Here is a 21926-nt window from a genome sequence, read left to right as displayed (position 1 = left end):
TGCAAATTAAGCACTGATTTAAAAGTTAATAACTTGATCTAGGTTGCAAAGCACACAGCTTTTGCATGGAAAACAGTGTTAGAATAGCGCCCCTAAATAGAAGCCGAATAGTTGGAAAGACGGAATGACTGAATTAAAAAATGATCGTTATCTGCGTGCGCTTTTAAAGCAGCCTGTGGATTACACGCCAGTATGGATGATGCGTCAGGCAGGACGATACCTACCTGAATATAAAGCGACCCGTGCTGAAGCGGGCGATTTCATGTCTTTGTGTAAGAATGCAGAGCTGGCGTCAGAAGTCACGCTGCAGCCACTGCGCCGTTTTCCACTTGATGCTGCCATTTTGTTCTCTGACATCCTAACTATCCCGGATGCAATGGGGTTAGAACTCCGTTTTGCTGCGGGTGAAGGCCCGGTATTTGATAAGCCGATTACCTGCAAAGCGGATGTTGAGAAAATTGGCACTCCTGATCCAGAAGGTGAGCTGAAGTACGTAATGAATGCAGTGCGTCAGATCCGTAAAGATTTAAACGGTGATGTACCTCTGATTGGTTTCTCTGGTAGCCCATGGACTCTGGCAACTTACATGGTTGAAGGTGGCAGCTCAAAAGCCTTCACTAAGATCAAGAAGATGATGTACGCAGAACCACAGACGCTGCATCTGCTACTGGATAAACTCGCAGACAGCGTTATTGAGTACCTAAACGCACAAATCAAAGCGGGTGCCCAGTCGGTAATGGTTTTTGATACTTGGGGCGGTGTCTTAACGCCACGTGATTACAACCTGTTCTCGCTACAGTACATGCATAAAATCGTCGATGGCTTGATTCGTGAGAACGATGGCCGCCGTGTTCCTGTTACTCTGTTCACTAAGAACGGTGGCATGTGGCTAGAGCAAATCGCTGCGACTGGCTGTGATGCTGTTGGTTTGGACTGGACGATCAACATCCAAGATGCGGTTAAGCGTGTGGGTGATAAAGTGGCGCTGCAAGGCAATATGGATCCATCGATGCTTTACGCTTCACCAGAACGTATCCGTGAAGAGGTTGCGACCATCCTAGAAGGCTTTGGTGACGCAGGTACAGGCCATGTATTTAACCTTGGCCATGGTATTCACCTCGATGTACCGCCTGAAAATGCTGGTGTGTTTGTTGAAGCGGTTCATGAGTTATCCAAGCCGTACCACAAATAACTAAGAAACCGATGAAAGCGCCTGGTCTAATCAGGCGCTTTTTTGTTATTGGTTAATATACTCAGTTATACTGATAATATTAATGGAAGAGGGTACGGAAAACGAATGAAGACACGCGACAAAATAGTGCTTGCCGCATTGGATCTATTTAATGAACACGGTGAGCGTAATATCACCACTAACCATATTGCAGCACATATAGACATTAGTCCGGGCAACCTTTACTACCACTTCCGCAACAAACAAGAAATCGTTCGTGAAATTTTTGCGCTTTATTCCAATGAGCTGCTGGAGCGATTTTCACCAATCCATGGTCAACAAGAAAGCCTGGTTTTGCTCAAGCATTATCTAGACTCTATCTTTAATCTGATGTGGAAGTACCGATTTTTCTACGCCAACTTGCCAGAGATTCTCCAGCGTGATGATCAATTGCATGATGATTACATTCAGGTACAGGAAAAGCTGCAAACCAACCTAATCAATATCATGCGTGCCTTTGTTGAGCTGGAACTGTTGAAAGTGGAAGAGCACGAGATGAAATCTCTCGTGACCACTTTGCACCTGATTGCATCCAGCTGGTTGGGTTACCGTGCCGCCATGTCGCCAAAAACTCAGATCACGGAGCAGGTGATTCACCAAGGAATGCTGCAAATGATCGCGGTGGTGAAGCCTAAAGCCACCATACAAGGTCTTGAACAATTACAGTTGTTGGAAGATGGCGTTAAAGCAATTCATGCTTAACCATAACCAAATGCGATTGTTGAAATAAGGCTAACCCCTTAAAGTATCTAAAGATATTTTAAGGGGTTTTTGTTTATGCACTACGATGTGTTCAATGGTGATGCGGATGGCATTATCGCGCTTCTTCAGCTGCGTCTGGCTGAGCCCAAAACGTCAACTCTGATCACCGGCGTGAAACGCGACATTAAACTGCTCGATTCCCTTAATTGCCAGGCGAGTGATTCCGTCACTGTACTGGATATCTCGATGGAGAAAAATAAGGCGAGTTTAGAAGCGATGCTTGCTGCCGGTGCTCAGGTATTCTATGCCGACCACCACAAGTCCGGCGATATTCCGCAGCACATAAACCTCGATGCTCACATTAACTTAGATGCCAATACCTGTACCGCTTTGATTGTGGATGAGTTGCTGCAAGGTCGTTTTCACTTATGGGCGATTACCGCTGCATACGGTGATAACTTGATTGCAAAAGCGGATGAGTTGGCTGGCAGAGCTGGCCTCACCGATGAACAGAAAGATCAGTTGAAAGAGCTGGGGACATTAATTAACTACAATGGCTATGGGGCTGAGCTGGCGGATCTGCATTTTGACCCTGCTCAGTTGTTTAAGCACCTTTTGGCTTATGATGATCCTTTTGCCGTTATTGCTGATCAACGCTCTCCTTATCACACTCTCAAATCAGCGTATCAAAGTGATATGGATAAGGCGCTCGCAATTCAAGCTTCTCATCAAAGTGATGTTCTGGGCGTATTTGAGCTGCCTAACCAGGCTTCTTCACGACGTATCAGTGGTGTTTACGGCAACTGGCTGGCGAATCAAACCCCAGATCGTGCGCATGCTGTACTTTCCGAGAATGCGGATGGGAGCTATACCGTCTCATTGCGTGCGCCGCTGAATAATAAGCAAGGAGCGGGAGATGTATGTGCTCAGTTTACGACGGGTGGCGGTCGTGCAGCAGCGGCGGGAATCAACGCCTTAGCTAAAGAGCAGATTGACGCGTTTATTCAAGCAGTTGAGGCCTACTACGCCTAGTCTTGCGAGAGCAAATGGCGGTTATCTTGTCAGCCAACCCTTAGGGTTTTGAGTTTTGCTGTTGCGGCGGATTTCAAAGTAAAGTGACGCTTGTGGCTGACCACCTGTGTCACCGGCCAATGCGATGGTTTCGCCAGCGGAAACTTTATCACCTTCTTTCTTTAGCAAGCTTTGGTTAAAGCCATACAAGGTCATGTCGCCTTTTCCGTGGTCGAGTAGAATCACCAGACCATATCCTCTGAGGTAGTCTGAAAATACGACAGTACCAGAGTAGACGGCTTTCACTGACTGACCGTAATTGGCGTCGATCACCATTCCTTTCCAGTTTATCTGACCCGTTTGGCGCGAGCCGTAGTTGTGGAGAATCTTGCCTTTAAGCGGCCACGGGAGTCGACCTTTACGCTTTGCTAAACCGTCCATAGGAACCGCATTGAGTTTGGCTGCTTTCGCGGCTTTAGCCGCTTTGGCAATTTCAGCTTTTAAGCGTGTTTCATTGCGCTGCAGCTCTGACAGGTAAACTTTATCACTGGTGATGTTCTTTTTGATGTTACTGACGGTGCCTTTTCGTTTGGACTGTTCTTTCGTTAGTTGCTTGCGCTTTTGATTCTGCTGCGTGATCAGTTTAGTGATTTGCTGCTTCTCTAGCTTGAGCTGCGTTTCACTTTCCGCGAGCTGATTGACGGTTGTTTCCAACTCTTCAATCGTGAGTGCTCGTTGTTTGGCTAAGTGCTGGAAATATTGGCTGATTCTGTCCTCTTCGACGCCTTGGTTAAGAATGCTGGCAGAAGACTTGGCACGCTGGGTGACATAATAGGTTTGTAACAGCTCAGCAAGTTTTTCGCTTTGCTGCTGTCTTTGCGCTTTTAGTGAAGCAATTTTTTTCTCTAACGAAGCAATACTGGCGTTGGTTTTACTCAACGACGATTTGGCTTCTTTGATCTCTTTTTCAAGACGCACGATACCCAGTTCCTGCTTCTTGAGAGACTGTTGTAGGGAGTCGAGTTTTTTCTGTTGTGAAGTTAACGCTTGTCTTTGACGTGAGATTTCACTACTGACGCCTTTTAATTCTGAAGGCGATGAAGACCAACTAGGGAAAGCCAGTGTCGAGGCAACAATCAATACGAATGCAGAGAGCTTTGGAAAAGCTGTTAGTCGTCCTTGTCGTCGTGTTGCCATGTGAAAAGTCTGTCCTAAGTCTTTGAGAGAAAGTCAGTATACCCAAACACATTCCTTTGAAGAAAGAGTAATGTCAAAACTTGTTGGTGGAGAAATAAAAAAGCCCGAGCGCGAGCCCGGGCTTTCGAGATTTGAAGTTTGGCGACTTACTTAACTAGCACTTCACCAGACATTTCTGCAGGGATTTCTAGGCCGGCTAGAGAAAGCATGGTTGGAGCAAGGTCAGACAGTTTACCGCCTTCTTTGAACTCAACCGCTTTGTCACCAACGTAGATTAGCGGTACTGGTAGGTTAGTGTGAGCAGTGTGGATGCCACCCGTTTCTGGGTCGATCATCATTTCTGCGTTACCGTGGTCTGCAGTGATCAGTAGCTGACCGCCCACTTCTTTGATGGCTTCCGCCACTTTACCAACGCTTTCGTCCAGTGCTTCGATCGCTTTTTCGGCTGCTTCATAAACACCTGTGTGGCCAACCATATCTGCGTTCGGGTAGTTACAGATTATAGTGTCGTACTTACCAGACTTGATAGCCGCAACCATCTTCTCAGTTAGTTTTGGAGAGCTCATTTCTGGCTGCATATCGTAAGTTGCTACTTTTGGAGAAGCAACAAGTTGACGCTCTTCGCCTTCGAATTCGTTCTCAATACCACCGTTGAAGAAGAAGGTTACGTGCGCGTATTTCTCTGTTTCAGAGATACGTAGCTGAGTTTGACCTTGCTTAGATAGCCACTCACCGTAAGTGTTTTCTAGAGACGCAGGTGGGAATGCGATTGCTAGAGGGATGTCAGCCGCGTATTGAGTCAGCATCACGAAGTTGATTGCTGGGAATACAGCGCGCTCGAAGCCGTCAAATGCAGGAACGAATGCCCGAGTGATTTGACGTGCACGGTCAGCACGGTAGTTCATGAAGATAACCGCATCGCCATCTTGCATGATTGCGTCTTCTTGACCTTCTGCTTTGATAGCTGTTGCTTTAACGAATTCGTCGTTTTCTTCACGAGCGTAAGCCGCTTCTAGACCTGCAACTGCCGTTTCTGCTGTGAATTCAGCTTTAGCTTGAGTTAGAAGATCGTAAGCAACTTGAACGCGATCCCAGTTGTTGTCACGGTCCATTGCGTAGTAACGACCAACTAGAGAAGCAACACGACCTTTACCTAGTTTCGCAAATAGGTCTTGGAAACGTTGTAGTGAGTTTTCAGCACTACGTGGTGGAGTGTCACGGCCGTCTAGGAAACAGTGTAGGTAGATTTTCTCAGCGCCACGAGCTGCTGCCATTTCAACCGCTGCGTAGATGTGATCTTCGTGAGAGTGAACACCACCAGGAGACATAAGACCCATGATGTGTACAGCTTTCTCAGCTTTTACTGCAGAGTCAATGGCTTCTACTAATGCAGGCGTGTCTGCAAATTCACCATCGGCGATAGATTTAGTGATACGAGTCAGGTCTTGATAGACCACACGGCCAGCGCCGATGTTGGTATGACCGACTTCAGAGTTACCCATCTGACCGTCAGGAAGACCAACGTCTAGGCCAGAAGCTGAGATCAGTGTGTTTGGGTTATTGGCAAGCAGACCGTCGATAACTGGCGTTTTTGCGTTCGCGATTGCGTTGCTTGCAGTATCTTCACGGTGGCCGTAGCCGTCAAGAATGACTAGAGCCAAAGGCTTCTTAGCTGACATAGTGATGTCCTCGTCAAATTTCAAAGTAACTTAGAAAACAAATTAGCGTAATTTTACTACACTTTTTAACCAAAACTGTAGGATAAGATCAAATATTGTTAGTGAAATATCGTTGTTATCTTTCACCTTATTCCTAGCGTGGTGCTCGATTCTGGCCTGTTTTCCTGTCTTGTTAATATTATTTTCACTCATTAAGAGCAAACATAAAGTGGATTATAACTATCGTTCTAATAGCCGCTAGCTGACTAATAACCCCGTGCCAACAACGGCTAGAATGGCGCCAAACCAGGCGAATCGATTTGGGCGCTTCTTGGTGTAAATCCAAAGTATCGGCAACAGCATGATAGGGGTAGTAGAAGAAAGTAGGGCAACCATGCCGACGTTTCCTTCTTGCAATGCGTAAAGGATAAGTGTCATGCCCACAGCCATCGCGAGGAAGCCGTTAACCGCCGTGATGGCAAACAGACGCAGATTCATTGGTAGCGTTGCTTTCGCGAGTTTCGCGCCACTAAGGAAAAAGACACAGTGAGCTGCAAAGGCCGTCATCATCCGCATAGCGGAAGCCGCGACAGGATCAATAGCCGTCTGCATCACCGGTTTTGCTATAATGCCGCCGAGTGCTTGGCACAGCGCAGCAATTAACCCCAGGCCAATCCCCAACCAGATATTGCCTTTTATGGATTCTAAGTGATTATTGCTTTGCCCTTTGCGACCAAAAAAGATAGCGGTTAGTACGCCGGAAAACACCAGAGCGGAGCCGATAAGTTCGGTACTCGTCATGGTTTCGCTAAACAGGAAGTAGCCGAGTATGGCGGAAAATACTGCATGACAGGAAAATAGCAAGCCAGCTTGGCGCGGGCCCATGCGGTTCAAACAGGCGAACAGTGCGGTGTCACCGATAAAAATACCAATCAGCCCCGACAGCGCCATGGCTGAGATGGCACTGGTTTCAACCGTTGTCCATCCTCCGGTGAGAGCAGCCATTGAGGCGAGAATGACGGAAGTACTGCCCATTCTCCAGCGGCTGTACGCAAAGGTCCCAAGGTGTTGAGCGGGGCCAACAGAAAGCAGGCTGGCAACCGCCCAGAGAAAAGCGGCAGCCAGTGCCAGCCATTCGAATCCCATATGTTGTTCGTCCTGTGAACAAAGAAATCAATAGGCTGACAATATGCATTAAATGGTTTTAGAAACAAAGCCTAAACTTTAAAACGCTCCACTTCAGTTCGGACAGTATTGGCAGAGTTAAACATGTTGGTCGCACTTTCGCTGCTGCGCATAGCCTGTTCTGAGAGAATATCTGACGCGTCCTTAATCCCCTGAGTATTGCGGCTGATGTCTTCACTAACGGCACGTTGCTCTTCTGCGGCGCTGGCAATTTGCAGTGCCATGTCATTGATTTCTGTAATCGCAGAAGTGATGGTATTGAGACTTTCATACGCTTGCTGAGCGTAATCAACACTGGTACCGGCTAAGGCGGTGCTGCTCTCCATACTGTTGACGGCCAGTTTGGTATTGTTTTGCAACGTCTCAATCATGTTGCGAATTTCTTCGGTCGAACCATGTGTGCGTTGGCTCAATACTCTGACTTCGTCCGCTACGACGGCAAAACCACGGCCTTGCTCACCGGCTCGCGCAGCTTCGATTGCAGCGTTGAGTGCCAACAAATTGGTCTGTTCGGCGATTTCTCGAATGGTGGAGAGGATTTGATTGATGCTCTGTGTATTACTCTCCAGCTCAGAAATAATGCCGGATGCCGCTGAAACCTGATCGGCCAGCTCTACAATAGCCTGGCGGTTTTTCTCAATAACTTGTTGACCATCTTCACAAGCAGAAGCGGAGCCTTGAGAGGCGTTAGCAGTCAGTTCCGCATGGCTGGCGACTTCGGCTGCGGTAGCTGACATCTCATGGATGGCGGTGGCGATCTGATTGACGTCGTTTTGCTGTGTTTCCACTTGCTGTGACGATTGTTGTGACAGTTGATTGGCCTGTTCAGCCTGAACGGCTAGTTCTTGGCTGTGATGAATAATGCCACTGAGCATGGATTGCATCTGACTCAGGAATTGGTTGACGTGCTGAGCCAATTCGCCAATCTCGTCCATACGACGAACTTCGATTCTCTGAGTTAAGTCACCTTCACCCTGAGCCAATTGTGACAGGGCTGCTGAGAGCGTTTGCAATGGCTTGAGCAACCGAGTGATAACGTAGGTGCTGATGGATGCGATCAGAATGTAAAGGAAGATTGAAGCAATCGCAGTGAACTGGATTTGCTCGGTCACTGACGCAAACGCCATATCCTTGTCCACGACGATGCCGAGTGACCAATCAGTATGAGGAACATTGGCAACAAATATCAGTTTATCGCCCTGTTCAGGCCAGCTGACGGTGGAAATAGAAGAGGTGTTGACCAACTGCTGGACTTTATCCGCTGACAGTAGTGGGTTGAGTTCGGTCAACGGTTGCTGGCTCAGCTTTTCATCTTGATAAGCAACGATGTTGTTATTGCCATCGACCAAGAATGAGAAGCCATCGTTGTCCAAACTCACATTAAGGACTTCTTCGATGATACTTGTGACGGTTAAATCAGCGGCCAGAACACCATTCTTGCTTCCACTGAAGGCTTTAGCAAAGCTGACAACGATGCTGCCATCAAAGTCCTGATAGGGTTCGGTGACAATCAATCCATTGGTTGCCATAGCATCTTTATACCAAGGGCGGGTGCGGGGGTCGTAATTGACTGGCCAGTCTTCAGTTTTGTCACCATAAGCGATAGAACCGTCCTCAAAGCCAGCATAAACCGATAGGAACCCACCGGCCCGCTTAGTGATCAGCATCTCTCTATCGGCATTGTCCGAGTTGAGAATGCTCGTTTCATTCGCCAGCATCATGTCGCTGCGAATGGAGAGCCAGTCGCTGATATAGCGAGAAGTCGCGTGACTGACGTTTGTCATTTCACTATTCAGTGCAGAAGTAGTTTCTTGTTTTAATTGACTGACGGATATCCAAGCTTGGACACCGGAGACAATCGCAATAATGATCGCGATAGCGATCTGGATCTTTAGCTTGATTGTGTTTCTCATTGCCTTTCCTTAATACTGAGACAACCTATCGAAAATCAGAGTGTGTTGGTATGAATTAGTGATTACACCCTGTTAGTGCGAAAATTCACGTAGGAACTGCTGAAATAGCTATGAATGTTGGTTTAACAGGCTGATGTTATAGAAGTTATTAAAATATAGATTTGATCTATATGGATATTCAGAGAGTGGAATATCAATGAAGTGGTACCTTTTTACCGAATTGTGACTTCTTGCCCATTAATTGAGCAAGAAGTCCGAGGTCACTCTTAAGTCAGCAATAAGGCGGCAATATAGACGATGATTAAACCAATAACACCAATGATCACGCCCGTTTTAGCCATGTCTTTACTCTCAATAAGCCCCGTCGAATAAGCTAGAGAGTTTGGTGGGGTAGAGACAGGTAGAATCATACCGAGTGAGGCTGAGAAGGCGACAACGACCAGCAATCCTTGCAATCCCCCCATAGAAGAGAGGCTTTCCATTGAAGCGCCAATAGCGGCTGCAATCGGCATCAAAAGGTTAGCTGTCGCGGTGTTGGACATAAAGTTGGCCATTAACCAGCACACAATCGACATGGTAATTACTACAGCTACAGGTGAGAGGGCTTCATAATCGATCGCGTGTGCGAGCGCGGCTGCCAATCCGGTTTTGTCCAAACCAATACCGATCGCGATACCCCCTGCAACCAGCCACAACACATCCCAGTTGATCTGTTTCAGTTCGGCTTTGCCCATTATGCCCGTTAAGGTGAAGACCGCGAGTGGAATTATCGAGACCACATAGGTGTTCATCCCGTGCACTTTTGTCGTCATCCATAACAAGATGGTGGCGGCGAATGTGACGTACACTACCATGGCGCGCCAGTTGCGCTGAAATTGTCCGTCAAGTTTGAGCGTCATGGTTTTCTGAGAAGAAGGGAAGAGTTTTTGTAGCAAAAACCAAGCGATCGTCAGCTGAACAATGACAAAGGGGAGCCCCATCATCATCCAGCTTAGAAAGTCGATACTGTTTTCACCGGTTAGATATTGCAGGGCAATCGCGTTGGGTGGCGTACCGATAGGGGTTGCGATGCCCCCAGTATTGGCAGCAATTGGTATACATAAAACGAGTGCTTTGATGCCGATGTCACCTTTGGGAGCTGAAGCGACGATCGGGCCAAGTAGCGCCAGCATCATTACAGTAGTAGCGGTGTTGGACATGAACATGGAAAACACGGCAGTGATCAGCATCAATCCAAGCATGATGAATTTAGGCTGGTGGCCAAAAGGTCGCAGCAAGACTCGTGCGAGGTTGTTGTCCAGCTCATATTTTGATGCGGCGATGGCTAAGGCAAACCCACCCATAAACAGGATGATAATAGGTGAGGAAAACGCACTGAAGATATCGGTGTATTTCATGAGTTCGCCGAGATCGTGCCCCGCTGGTGGTGTACGGAACAAGTGCAGACCTTTATCGGAAATCATGATCAGCTCAAGTGCAATGATCAGAATCGAGGTGGCAAAGACAGGAACAGGTTCAAGCACCCATAGTAGGGCAGCAAGCAGAAATATTGCCAGCAGGCGATGTTGTATTAGGGTTAGATCTGCTATGGGTATGGCATCAATCGGCATCATCAATACCGCGACGGGTAAGCCAAAGCAAATCAGTAATTTGATCACTATCGTTTGATCAATTTTAGGCATAAGGGTTTAACCTCAAAGCGAAACTCTTCGGCTAAGAATAAAGAATAACCAAATTAAGGTCTTAGATTGAGATGGAAGTTTTTGAATGCAATAAAGAAATGTTGCGTAAGGTTTGTTTCTGGTCAAAAAAAGCCCCGAAAAATCGGGGCTGTTGAGGTTATTCTTGCTCTTGCTCTTGCTCTTGCTCTTGCTCTTGCTCTTGCTCTTGCTCTTGCTCTTGCTCTTGCTCTGGAGCGGTAAGGTGAGCGTATGGCGTCCCCATCACAGTTGCGTGGCCGTTAGCCATAGAGTCATCAAACTTGATTGCATCTTTAGCAAATAGATTGATCACCGTTGAGCCAAGCTTAAATCGACCCATCTCTTCACCTTTTTTGAGGATGACCGCTTTGTCGCCTTTGCTTGGGTAATCCCATTTGTAGACAGTATTGCCACGCGGTGGAGTAATGGTACCTGCCCAGATTTGTTCTATGCTACCGACTATGGTCGCGCCGACTAACACTTGAGCCATTGGGCCAAATTCGGTGTCGAAAATACACACTACGCGCTCATTACGCGCGAACAGATTTGGTACATTTTCTGCGGTCAAAGGATTTACCGAGAACAGGTCACCCGGCACATAGATCATCTGACGAAGTGTACCGTCACAAGGCATGTGCACTCGGTGGTAATCACGTGGTGAAAGGTAAAGTGTTGCAAATTCGCCATCGGCAAATTCAGCCGCAAGGTCAGCGTCACCACCCAATAATTCTTGAGCCGTAAAATCATGGCCTTTTGCCTGAATGAGTTTGCCATCCTGAATAGGGCCAAACTGGCTGACACAAGCATCTGCTGGATGAGTAATGATGCTTTCCCCTTCAGTGATTGGGCGCGCACCGTCTTTCAGCTCACGGACAAAAAACTCATTGAAGGTTTTGAAATGTTTAGGATCAGAGTGCTTGGCCTCGTCCATATTGACGTTGTACTGCTTGATGAACCAGCGAATAACGGCAGTGGTTAGGCTACCCGCTTTTGCGGATGCCAATTTACCGACCAAACGGGTCAAACCGTGTTGAGGGATCCAGTACTGCAGTCCAACTTTAATCTTATCCATTGTCATAAATTCCAATGCTAACTGTATGTTTGCTTACTTTTGGGCGCGAGATACTACTTAAATTTGTCGGTAAAGTCAGTATCAAGCGCTGATGATTTGTGCAAGAAGCCGTTACAGATCGGCTTTTTTGTTGCGTGAGTACTGACGGTTGGCTTTGACTTCGGCCATGCTTTCAAGGATGCGATGGTAGTTTTCAAAGCGAACTTCACTGATTTCACCATTTTCTACTGCTTCACGTAATACGCATCCTGGGTCATCGTTGTGTTTACAATCCCGGAACTTACAGCTGCCAAGGTAGCTGCGGAACTCAACGAATGCTTTGGTGACTTCTTCAGCTTCCAAATGCCACAAACCAAACTCACGTACTCCAGGAGAGTCGATTAGGTCGCCGCCCGTGGGGATGTGATAAAGTCGGGAAGCGGTGGTAGTGTGCTGACCTAAACCAGAGTTTTCAGAGACTTCGCCTTCTTCAACGTTAAACTCAGGCATCAATGCATTCACCAAGCTCGATTTACCGACGCCAGACTGACCCACAAAAATGTTAGTTCGATCTTTGAGTTCGGCTTCCAGTGCTGCAATGCCTTCTCCAGTCTGTTTACTGACTAGCAGCACTTTGTAACCGATACGCTCGTACTCACTCAGCCATTCCTGATATAGGTTGCGTTGCTCTTCTTCAAGTAAGTCAATTTTGTTTAGCACCAGAAGAGGGGCAATATTGAGTGTTTCAGAGGCGACTAAGTAGCGGTCAATGATGTTGAGTGACAATTCTGGCAGTACAGAAGATACGATGACCATTTGATCGACGTTTGCTGCCACTGGTTTCAGACCATCATAGTAGTCAGGGCGGGTCAGCACCGAGCTGCGTGGTTCTACGGCTTCAACAACACCGTTTATGCCTTCCATTGATTCCAGACCAGCACGCCAGATCACCTTATCACCAGAGACCAAGGTCTCGATACCACGGCGCAAATTGCAACGGTGGATTTCACCGCTTTCTGCATCTTCAATGTCGGCATGTTGACCAAAACGAGTAATCACCAGACCTTTTTGAGTCGCACCCAGCATGGATTCTTCCCATTGAACGGAATCCTCTTTTGCCAGTTTACGTTTCTGGTTACTTCTAACTCGTCTCACTTGACCTTTGGTTAGCTTTTTCTTCTTTGCCACAATTGTCTACTTAACTTTAATCATCTTGATGGATCCTAGGATAGCTACCCTGAGGATCAGAATTTGGGTATAGTACCTCTTTTAGCATAAAACCAATAGGCAACGATTTATGTCCTTTAGCGATCAAAATTTAATTTGGATTGATCTCGAGATGACAGGTTTAGACCCAGAAACCCATAAAGTCATCGAAATCGCCACTATCGTCACGGATAGTGAGTTGAATATTTTAGCTGAAGGACCGGTACTTGCCATCCACCAACCAGAAGAAGAGCTGGCTAAAATGGATGAGTGGTGTACGACTACTCATACGGGCAGCGGCTTAGTGGATCGCGTTCGCGCCAGTAAAGTAACGGAACAGGACGCAGTTCGTCAGACAATTGAGTTCCTGGAACAGTGGTTACCAAAGGGTGTGTCGCCAATATGCGGTAACAGTGTGGGTCAAGATCGTCGCTTTCTATACAAACATATGCCTGAACTGGAAACGTACTTCCATTACCGCTATATCGACGTCAGTACACTTAAAGAGCTGACCCGTCGTTGGAAACCAGAAGTATTAGACGGCTTTTCTAAGACAGGTAGTCACTTGGCGTTGGATGATATCCGTGAGTCAATTGCTGAGCTAAAGTACTATCGCCAAACAATTTTTAACATCTAAAAAACAGGGCTTTCTATTAAGAGTAATGATGGAAAAGCCTCGCTTAGATGGAAAAAACTTCTATTCTGTGTGCTTTTTCATCAAACAGAAAAAAAACACCTTTTTTTTTGCAGGAAGGACTTGCATCACAAAAAAATGCTCTTATAATTCGCAGCCCTAAACGACGGAAACGTTGTTAAAGCGACACTAGCTCAGTTGGTAGAGCGCAACCTTGCCAAGGTTGAGGTCACGAGTTCGAACCTCGTGTGTCGCTCCAAATTTATAGCTGTCATCGTGCTTAACGGTGAGACAATACGGACGCGGGGTGGAGCAGCTTGGTAGCTCGTCGGGCTCATAACCCGAAGGTCGTCGGTTCAAATCCGGCCCCCGCAACCAAATGCGACACTAGCTCAGTTGGTAGAGCGCAACCTTGCCAAGGTTGAGGTCACGAGTTCGAACCTCGTGTGTCGCTCCAAATTTAAAGCTGTCATCGTGCTTAACGGTGAACAATATGGACGCGGGGTGGAGCAGCTTGGTAGCTCGTCGGGCTCATAACCCGAAGGTCGTCGGTTCAAATCCGGCCCCCGCAACCAAATTTTAAGGTGTTGTGATTCGCTAGCTCGTCGGGCTCAGCCATTCATAAAACCTAGCGAAGGTTATCGATTCAATTCTAGCCTCCGCAACCAATTCTCCTTACGAGAATATGCGACACTAGCTCAGTTGGTAGAGCGCAACCTTGCCAAGGTTGAGGTCACGAGTTCGAACCTCGTGTGTCGCTCCAAATTTAAAGCTGTCATCGTGCTTAACGGTGAAACAATACGGACGCGGGGTGGAGCAGCTTGGTAGCTCGTCGGGCTCATAACCCGAAGGTCGTCGGTTCAAATCCGGCCCCCGCAACCAATTCTCCTTACGAGAATATGCGACACTAGCTCAGTTGGTAGAGCGCAACCTTGCCAAGGTTGAGGTCACGAGTTCGAACCTCGTGTGTCGCTCCAAATTTATAGCTGTCATCGTGCTTAACGGTGAGACAATACGGACGCGGGGTGGAGCAGCTTGGTAGCTCGTCGGGCTCATAACCCGAAGGTCGTCGGTTCAAATCCGGCCCCCGCAACCAATTCTCCTTATGAGAATATGCGACACTAGCTCAGTTGGTAGAGCGCAACCTTGCCAAGGTTGAGGTCACGAGTTCGAACCTCGTGTGTCGCTCCAATTTTCTAAGCCTTCATTATGCTTTGAATAATGAACTGCGACACTAGCTCAGTTGGTAGAGCGCAACCTTGCCAAGGTTGAGGTCACGAGTTCGAACCTCGTGTGTCGCTCCAAATTCTTCTCAGACTTCAGACGTCTGATCGACCTTAAAGGTCACCGCTCTTTATCTAATGCTGTGAAGCATAAACCAATCAAAATCATAATAAGTCCTCCATTACGGTGGGCGTTTTTATGTCTAAAATTCAAATCAGCACGAGATGTGCTCGTTTTATTTTTTAATGACAAGCCTCGGTGAGTCAGGGCTAGCTGTAAAAACTAACAGAGTTATCCACAATTATTGTTCTGTGGATAAGTTGGTGGGTAACCTGATTATGGATGTTGATTTGAGTCGAAGAGAAATGATCTTTTGTGTTATGAAAGTTTCTTTCTGATTCCCGATATTAAGCTAAGTCTTTGTATTAAAAGAATTTATCGATTGGCTGTTGTTAGCTAAAGAGCATCTCGTTCGATCATTAAGTGATTGTTTTTTGATCCTGGTCATTTATGGCTAATGTGATTAACTTCTTTAGCTGAAAGAAAACAAGCAATCGCCCTTTCTTTTTTCCACATTCCCGTTTTTAGAGCTAAATCAAATTACGCCGTCTTATATCAGGCAAAGTTTATGCATCTCTGGGGAGCCCTTTTTGCACGATACGGATTAGCCTATTTAGCTTAGTCGATGAATGGGGTATTTGGGCAATTTGTTGCTCTATCGCCCAACGAATATGTTCATCCAGTACTTCACTCAATCCTATACGCTGCTCTAGTGCCTCAATAATATTAGCTGAATATGGCGCATTGCCCATGGCGATCGACAAATTTCTTAACCATTGGATATGACCTATTCTTCGAATGGCAGAACCTTCCATATTTTTGAGAAATGTTTTTTCATCCCATGCAAACAGAGTAACAAGATCTGGTGAGGTTAACGCCTGCCTACGATGAAAGTCTTCGCGTTCAGTTAATTCAGAGAAGCGGTTCCATGGGCAAACAAGCTGGCAATCGTCGCACCCATAAATACGGTTACCCATAGGTTTGCGGAATTCTTCAGGAATCACGCCGTCGAATTCAATGGTCAGGTAAGAAATGCATCGTCGTGCATCAACGACACCTTCTTCAATAATGGCTTGGGTAGGGCAGGAAGTGATACAAGCGGTACATTTTCCGCAGTCACCTTGGTGCGCTTCATCGATGGGCAAAGGTAAATCGATGAGTAGCTCACCAAGAAAAAACCACGAACCACAATCTTTATCCAGAATGAGGGAGTGCTTTCCGGTCCAGCCTAGTCCTGCTTTTTGCGCTAAAGGGCGCTCGAGAATAGGCGCGGAATCGACAAAAGGGCGGTAGCCAAACTGCCCCACTTCTTGCTCTATTTTCTGGCCAAGTTTCTTTAGCTGGTTGCGTACCAGTTTGTGGTAATCTCGGCCCAGTGCATAGCGGCTTATATAAGCTTGGGTAGGATCGGCTAGGTTGGCTGCAAATAGCGCTTCAGGGGGGAGGTAGTCCATGCGGACGCTAATGACTCGCACTGTGCCAGGCAGAAGCTCAGCAGGGCGTGCTCGCATCATGCCGTGACGTGCCATCCAATCCATTTCACCGTGATAGCCGGCATCAAGCCATTTTTGCAGTGCTGCTTCGTGTTCACTCAGGTCGACATCGCAGATACCGGCTTTCTGGAAGCCAAGCTCTTGTGCCCAAACTTTGATCTTGTTTGCGAGCTCTTGGTAGTTCATGCTAATGACTCTGGTGAAATGGGGGGCGGATCTTAACGGATCTTTTTCGTTGAATCTAGCAGCGAAATCAGAGAATTCATGCCAAAATAGCAGGAATTTGGCTTTTACTTACACAACAGACCTTGTCTCTCAATTCCAACCCAGTTTACTATTCCTGTTCTTTTGATTTTTATATAGTCACCCAGTAGAGATTGATCTTCATGACCACGAAACATTTTGCCCTTAAAGATGAACAAGCAACGATTCAATTAGGGACAGTCTTGGCAAACCTATGCTCTCAACAAACCACCATCTATTTACACGGTGATTTGGGCGCTGGTAAAACGACATTCAGCCGAGGTTTTGTGCGTGCACTGGGTCATCAGGGAAATGTGAAAAGCCCAACCTATACCTTAGTGGAGCCGTACCAGCTAGACCAATGGCAAGTTTATCATTTTGATCTATACCGCTTAGCCGATCCGGAAGAGTTGGAGTTCATGGGGATCCGAGATTACTTTACTCCTGATGCGATCTGTTTGGTTGAATGGCCAGAGAAAGGTCAGGGTTTGCTTCCTCGCGCAGATCTGGATATAGAGTTGCGCTATGACGGTGAAGCGCGCATGGTTGATCTCACTGCCAATAATGATTATGGATCTAAATTACTTGAACAGTTGGAGTTATGATAATCAATAAATTCGTTCGAGCTGTCTCTGTCTCTTTTCTCCTAGCTCTGTTTCTTTTGCCCACTCGTGTGTGGGCAAATGCTCTTGAAAGTATTCGTGTTTGGCCGTCTCCTGACGAAACCCGTGTGGTTATTGATTTGGCATCGGAGGCGGAGTACAGCTATTTCACACTCAGCAGCCCTGATCGCTTAGTCGTGGATCTCAAGCAGACTTCCATCAATACCAAATTACCGATTAACGTCTCGGAAAGTCCAGTACTGAAAAGGATTCGTAAGAGTTCGCCACCACAGAAAGGTACCTATCGACTGGTGTTTGAACTCAAACGGAAAGTGACGCCTCAGTTGTTTAAGCTGGCGCCTACTCCGGGTGGTCAATATGGTCATCGTTTGGTGATCGACATGCCTCATGGCTCATCCTCTTCATCTACCTCAGCAGCCAAGCCTTCTTCTTCAAGTAGTTCACCTCAAGTGAGTCGAGATGCCTCTCAGTTATTGGGCACCGCTGATATTGTGGTTGCGATTGACGCTGGCCACGGTGGTGAAGACCCGGGTTCTATCGGGCCAAGCCGCAAGTATGAGAAACATGCGACTTTGGCAATCTCCAAGAAAATTGCTGCTCAGATCAATGCCGTTCCGGGCATGAAAGCCGTGTTGACTCGTCGTGGTGATTACTTTGTGAATCTCAACAAACGCTCCGAAATTGCGCGTGGCAGCAAGGCACATTTATTAGTTTCAATTCATGCTGATGGTTTCCGCACTCCGCAGCCGCGCGGTGGTTCAGTGTTTGTGCTTAATACACGTCGAGCAAATTCAGAAATCGCCCGTTGGGTAGAGAATCACGAGGAACAGTCGCAACTACTGGGTGGTGCAGGTGAAGTTCTTTCTAAGAACACCAGCGATAAGAATGTCAGCCAGACGCTGCTGGATCTGCAGTTCAGTCATTCTCAGAAAGAAGGCTATAAAGTTGCTACTAAGATCCTCAAACAGATGAGCAGTGCCGGAATTAAACTGCACAAGAAGCAACCTGTAAACGCCAGCCTCGCAGTATTGAAGTCGCCTGATATTCCATCTGTCTTGGTTGAGACTGGGTTCATTACTAACCCGACAGAAGAAAAATTACTTTTCCAACGCAGCCATCAAGATAAATTGGCGCGTGCACTGACTAAAGCGATTGTTCAGTACTTTGAAGCGAATCCACCTGAAGGTACTCTGTTCTCGAATCGTGGTAAGACTATAAAACATAAGGTTAAACGCGGTGAATCGCTGTCAGTGATTGCCAAAAAGTACGGCACGACAACGAAAGCCATCATGCAGGCCAATAAGCTGAAAAGTTCTAGTCTCGCGATTGGTCAGGTGTTGACGATCCCAGGTTCAAAAGGTGCAATACCAGTACCTAAAGTGACGAATCCGGTGGAAACCAAGACCATCACTCATGTGGTTCAAAGTGGGGAATACCTCGGTAAGATTGCTGCGCGATACAAAGTGTCGGTTGCAACGATTAAACGCGAAAACAAACTGCGTTCTGACACGCTGAAGCTCGGTCAAAAGCTGAAAATTACCGTCAGCATGAAAGATCAGCCGTTACGTAAACACAAAGTGAAGCGCGGTGAGTTCCTTGGGAAAATTGCCAGCCAATACGATGTGAGTGTCAGCGCGATCCGAAAAGCCAACAATCTGCGTTCAGATGAACTGGCGATTGGTCAGGTTCTGATCATTCCGAATAAGTAGCGATAAGCATGACGATTAAAATTCTTCCAGCACGACTGGCTAACCAGATTGCCGCAGGGGAAGTGGTTGAGAGGCCAGCTTCCGTTGTCAAAGAGCTGGTCGAAAACAGTTTAGACTCTGGTGCTACCCGGATTGATATTGATATCGAAAAAGGCGGCACTAAGCTTATCCGTGTGCGTGACAATGGCAAAGGCATTGCCAAGGATGAGTTGGGTTTAGCTTTGAGTCGTCATGCGACGTCAAAAATACACAGCTTGGATGATCTTGAAGCGATCATGAGCTTAGGGTTTCGTGGCGAAGCGCTTGCCAGTATCAGTTCTGTTGCTCGTCTGACACTGACCTCTCGTCCTGCTACACAAGATCAGGCTTGGTCTGCGTACAGTGAAGGGCGCGAGATGCAAGTGAAGCTGCAACCGACAGCGCACCCTATTGGTACGTCAGTCGAAGTGCTGGATCTGTTTTTTAATACGCCAGCTAGACGTAAATTCCTCCGCACAGAGAAGACCGAATTTACTCATATTGACGAGCTGTTAAAACGTATCGCTTTAAGCCGATTTGACGTCACGATCAATTTGCGACACAACGGCAAAATGATCAAGCAATATCGAGCGGCTAAGACTCAGGTTCAAGAAGAAAAACGCATTGCGGCAGTATGTGGCAACCCGTTCGTGCGCAATATGTTGAAAATTGAGCTTGAACACCAAGGGCTCAAGCTGCATGGCTGGATCACGACGCCCGAAGGAGCTCGTCAGCAAAGTGATCTGCAATACTGCTACGTCAATGGCCGTATGATGCGTGACAAGCTGATCAACCATGCCATTAGGCAAAGCTACGAGACCAGTCTACGTCCTGAACAGTTTGCTACTTATGTGCTGTTTATTGAGATTGACCCCCATCAAGTCGATGTGAATGTCCATCCGGCGAAACATGAAGTGCGTTTCCATCAAGCTCGTCTGGTACATGACTTTATTTATCAAGCCTTGAGTGATGCTCTAGTACAGAGTGCTCAGATTGATAAACCCGACATCAACGCCTCTGCATTTCATACAGAACCCGTTACACCGGAAATACCTACCCCCGTCACTGCCGACACCAATCCTGTGTCTGAAAGCGTGTATCGAGCAGTGGAAAAAGTGCCTGCTTATCCTGGTCAGCAAGGCTATGAAGAAAAGCGTCAAGCTGAGAAAGAGCGTACTCAGGTACGTGAGGCAGCAGCGAAAAGTGACTGGGTAGAATCACGTCCTGTACCTCGGCAAAAAGCGAAACCTGAAGAGCGCTATGGAGAGCCAGCACCAAGCAAGCAGGAAGTACGTGCTTACAAAGAGTTGCTGGAAACACCAGTGTTGTCTCAGGAAGCCCCTCCAATTCCCTCAGAACTTGAACCTGTAACTTCAGCTCTCGCAGAGCCTGCTGAGGCAATAGAGGCATTGGGTAAAGCTGTCTGTGTGACTCAAGGCCAGTACTTGCTTATGGGAGATAAGCAGGGAGCGAGGGTAGTCTCAATGGCTAAAGCAGAATGGTTGCGTGTGAACGGGCAGTTGTCACTCAATGGAGGGGCATTGAAGAGTCAGCCTCTCTTGGTGCCATTGTCACTGAAACTCGACCATCAGCAGATTGAAGCGTCTCAACAGCATCACGCAACGTTGATGCAGTTTGGCATAGAGCTGAAGAGTCGAAATTCATCCTCATTGATGATCATGGGGGTACCTCAGCCGCTTCGTCAGCAAAATTTACAACAATTGATACCAGATCTGTTATCTTACGCGGCTTTGATATCAGAGAATGATCAAGCCTTGCCACCACAGGCGCTCTCTGATTGGTTAACCAACCAGATCACACAGGTTAAAAGCGACTACACTTTGTCGGAAGCGATACAGGTCATTGCTGAGATAGAACAACTTTGGCGGGGGAACCTGCCGTTAGATGACCGTACTTTTGTTCGCCCTGTTGATTTTTCTGCAACCATTGCAGCGATGAAGTTATGAAGAATGAATTACCTTTGGCCCTCTTTTTAATGGGGCCAACCGCATCGGGGAAAACCGATCTGGCGATCCGCCTGCGAAAAAAATTTCCAGTGGAAATTATTTCTGTGGATTCCGCTCTAATTTATAAAGGGATGGATATCGGTACCGCCAAGCCTGATGATGAAGAACAGGCACAGGCCCCACATCGATTGATCGATATTCTCGATCCTAGCGAAGCCTATTCCGCCGCAGACTTTCGTCGCGATGCGTTGAATGAAATGCACAAGATTGTAGAGCAAGGCAAGATCCCACTCTTGGTTGGTGGCACCATGCTCTATTACAAAGCACTACTGGAAGGTTTGTCACCTCTTCCAGCTGCAAACCCTGAAATCCGTCAGCAAATTGAGCAAGAAGCATTGACTCTAGGCTGGGAGGTACTGCACGATCAACTCAAAGAGATTGATCCGGTTTCTGCTGAACGAATCCACCCGAATGATCCGCAAAGATTGTCGAGGGCATTGGAAGTTTATCGAATTTCAGGTAAAACTCTTACTGAACTGACTCAAACCAAAGGTGAAAGCCTGCCGTTTAGAGTGAAACAGTTTGCTATAGCTCCCAAGGAAAGGGCTGAACTTCATCGCCGAATCGAATTAAGATTCGACAAAATGATGGAAGCAGGATTTGAGCAAGAAATGCGTGAGTTGTATGCTCGCGATGATCTTAACCCAGATCTTCCTTCTATTCGTTGCGTCGGCTATCGGCAGATGTGGGATTATTTGGATGGGAATTGCACACTTGATGATGCCATATTTAAAGGCATCTGTGCGACCCGCCAGTTGGCCAAGCGACAAATCACCTGGTTGCGCAGCTGGGATGATTTAACTTGGTTAGATAGCGAAAACATAGAACAGTCTCTAGAAACCGTATCAAATGCCATAGCGTCTGAAGGTTTTAGCTGTGTATAATGTGATCGCTTTTGCGTGAATGTACCCTGTAAAGGATCTGTTACTTGAAATTTGATGGTAAAGCCGTCATAACAGGTAACGACAGGGTGTTTTTTATCGTTTAGCTCAGATGCAAAGGCCGCACCTAGTTTTGCAGCGCACCACTAGCTAAATAACT

At 47.0% G+C, this 21926-nt stretch carries 16 protein-coding genes and 10 tRNA genes; 18 read left to right on the top strand and 8 right to left on the bottom strand.

The features are described 5' to 3' along the window. The first annotated feature begins 124 nt into the window (after positions 1-124). The 3 genes from hemE to FIU99_RS15155 all read left to right on the top strand — a co-directional run bounded on the left by hemE (position 125) and on the right by FIU99_RS15155 (position 2965). Entirely contained in the window at positions 125-1192 is a 1068-nt protein-coding gene (hemE, locus tag FIU99_RS15165; RefSeq protein WP_006957108.1) for a uroporphyrinogen decarboxylase, read from the top strand. A gap of 105 nt (positions 1193-1297) precedes the next feature. Continuing rightward, on the top strand, positions 1298-1933 hold the full coding sequence (locus FIU99_RS15160) for a TetR/AcrR family transcriptional regulator (protein ID WP_006957107.1): 636 nt from the start codon (positions 1298-1300) through the stop codon (positions 1931-1933). Positions 1934-2008: 75 nt separating this feature from the next. Then, a complete protein-coding gene (locus tag FIU99_RS15155) occupies positions 2009-2965 on the top strand; it encodes an acetyltransferase (RefSeq protein WP_006957106.1) in 957 nt (318 codons plus the stop codon). A 21-nt stretch (positions 2966-2986) separates the two neighbouring features. Here the strand turns inward: FIU99_RS15155 and FIU99_RS15150 are convergent, their stop codons facing one another. From FIU99_RS15150 to rsgA, 7 genes are all read right to left on the bottom strand, one after another. Then, entirely contained in the window at positions 2987-4141 is a 1155-nt protein-coding gene (locus FIU99_RS15150) for a murein hydrolase activator EnvC (RefSeq protein ID WP_006957105.1), read from the bottom strand. A gap of 146 nt (positions 4142-4287) precedes the next feature. Further along, entirely contained in the window at positions 4288-5820 is a 1533-nt protein-coding gene (gene gpmM / locus FIU99_RS15145) for a 2,3-bisphosphoglycerate-independent phosphoglycerate mutase (RefSeq protein ID WP_006957104.1), read from the bottom strand. Between the two features lie 237 nt (positions 5821-6057). After that, positions 6058-6945: a DMT family transporter gene (locus FIU99_RS15140; RefSeq protein WP_152472355.1), complete on the bottom strand. Its 888-nt coding sequence runs from the start codon at positions 6943-6945 to the stop codon at positions 6058-6060. A 71-nt stretch (positions 6946-7016) separates the two neighbouring features. Then, positions 7017-8897, bottom strand: coding sequence for a methyl-accepting chemotaxis protein (locus FIU99_RS15135; protein ID WP_006957102.1), 1881 nt, complete (start codon positions 8895-8897; stop codon positions 7017-7019). 266 nt (positions 8898-9163) lie between these two features. Continuing rightward, on the bottom strand, positions 9164-10579 hold the full coding sequence (locus FIU99_RS15130) for a DASS family sodium-coupled anion symporter (protein ID WP_006957101.1): 1416 nt from the start codon (positions 10577-10579) through the stop codon (positions 9164-9166). A 157-nt stretch (positions 10580-10736) separates the two neighbouring features. Continuing rightward, the gene (asd, locus tag FIU99_RS15125) at positions 10737-11669 is read right to left on the bottom strand and encodes an archaetidylserine decarboxylase (protein ID WP_152472354.1); all 933 of its coding nucleotides are present in this window, start codon (positions 11667-11669) and stop codon (positions 10737-10739) included. A 111-nt stretch (positions 11670-11780) separates the two neighbouring features. Continuing rightward, positions 11781-12836 (bottom strand): small ribosomal subunit biogenesis GTPase RsgA, encoded by a 1056-nt coding sequence (gene rsgA, locus FIU99_RS15120; protein ID WP_006957099.1) that lies wholly within the window; start codon positions 12834-12836, stop codon positions 11781-11783. Positions 12837-12945: 109 nt separating this feature from the next. Here rsgA and orn point away from each other — a divergent pair, with 109 nt between their 5' ends. From orn to FIU99_RS15065, 11 genes are all read left to right on the top strand, one after another. Further along, complete coding sequence (gene orn / locus FIU99_RS15115) at positions 12946-13491, top strand: oligoribonuclease (protein WP_039951071.1); 546 nt, start codon at positions 12946-12948, stop codon at positions 13489-13491. A gap of 180 nt (positions 13492-13671) precedes the next feature. Continuing rightward, positions 13672-13747 (top strand) — tRNA-Gly (locus FIU99_RS15110). Between the two features lie 42 nt (positions 13748-13789). Further along, positions 13790-13866 (top strand) — tRNA-Met (locus FIU99_RS15105). Positions 13867-13869: 3 nt separating this feature from the next. Further along, a tRNA-Gly gene (locus tag FIU99_RS15100) sits at positions 13870-13945 on the top strand. A gap of 41 nt (positions 13946-13986) precedes the next feature. Beyond that, positions 13987-14063: transfer RNA gene (locus tag FIU99_RS15095), tRNA-Met, on the top strand. Between the two features lie 112 nt (positions 14064-14175). Continuing rightward, a tRNA-Gly gene (locus tag FIU99_RS15090) sits at positions 14176-14251 on the top strand. A gap of 42 nt (positions 14252-14293) precedes the next feature. Further along, positions 14294-14370: transfer RNA gene (locus FIU99_RS15085), tRNA-Met, on the top strand. A 19-nt stretch (positions 14371-14389) separates the two neighbouring features. Continuing rightward, positions 14390-14465 (top strand) — tRNA-Gly (locus tag FIU99_RS15080). 42 nt (positions 14466-14507) lie between these two features. Further along, positions 14508-14584 (top strand) — tRNA-Met (locus tag FIU99_RS15075). 19 nt (positions 14585-14603) lie between these two features. After that, a tRNA-Gly gene (locus FIU99_RS15070) sits at positions 14604-14679 on the top strand. A 37-nt stretch (positions 14680-14716) separates the two neighbouring features. Next, positions 14717-14792: transfer RNA gene (locus tag FIU99_RS15065), tRNA-Gly, on the top strand. Positions 14793-15338: 546 nt separating this feature from the next. Here FIU99_RS15065 and queG read toward each other — a convergent pair. Further along, positions 15339-16451, bottom strand: a complete 1113-nt coding sequence (gene queG, locus FIU99_RS15060) for a tRNA epoxyqueuosine(34) reductase QueG (protein WP_006957046.1) — start codon at positions 16449-16451, stop codon at positions 15339-15341. Positions 16452-16651: 200 nt separating this feature from the next. Here queG and tsaE point away from each other — a divergent pair, with 200 nt between their 5' ends. From tsaE to miaA, 4 genes are read left to right on the top strand one after another with little or no spacing between them, the layout of a single operon-like run. After that, positions 16652-17113, top strand: a complete 462-nt coding sequence (tsaE, locus tag FIU99_RS15055) for a tRNA (adenosine(37)-N6)-threonylcarbamoyltransferase complex ATPase subunit type 1 TsaE (RefSeq protein WP_006957047.1) — start codon at positions 16652-16654, stop codon at positions 17111-17113. Next, on the top strand, positions 17110-18840 hold the full coding sequence (locus tag FIU99_RS15050; protein ID WP_006957048.1) for a LysM peptidoglycan-binding domain-containing protein: 1731 nt from the start codon (positions 17110-17112) through the stop codon (positions 18838-18840). The genes tsaE and FIU99_RS15050 overlap by 4 nt, the downstream gene beginning before the upstream one ends. Positions 18841-18848: 8 nt before the next feature. Further along, positions 18849-20825, top strand: a complete 1977-nt coding sequence (mutL, locus tag FIU99_RS15045; protein WP_006957049.1) for a DNA mismatch repair endonuclease MutL — start codon at positions 18849-18851, stop codon at positions 20823-20825. Next, positions 20822-21769 (top strand): tRNA (adenosine(37)-N6)-dimethylallyltransferase MiaA, encoded by a 948-nt coding sequence (gene miaA, locus FIU99_RS15040; protein WP_006957050.1) that lies wholly within the window; start codon positions 20822-20824, stop codon positions 21767-21769. The genes mutL and miaA overlap by 4 nt, the downstream gene beginning before the upstream one ends. The last annotated feature ends 157 nt before the right edge of the window (positions 21770-21926 follow it).

The organism is Vibrio sp. THAF64 (genome assembly GCF_009363455.1).
GTDB classification, from domain to species: Bacteria; Pseudomonadota; Gammaproteobacteria; order Enterobacterales; family Vibrionaceae; genus Vibrio; species Vibrio coralliilyticus.
This window is presented reverse-complemented; position numbering and strand designations above follow the sequence as displayed.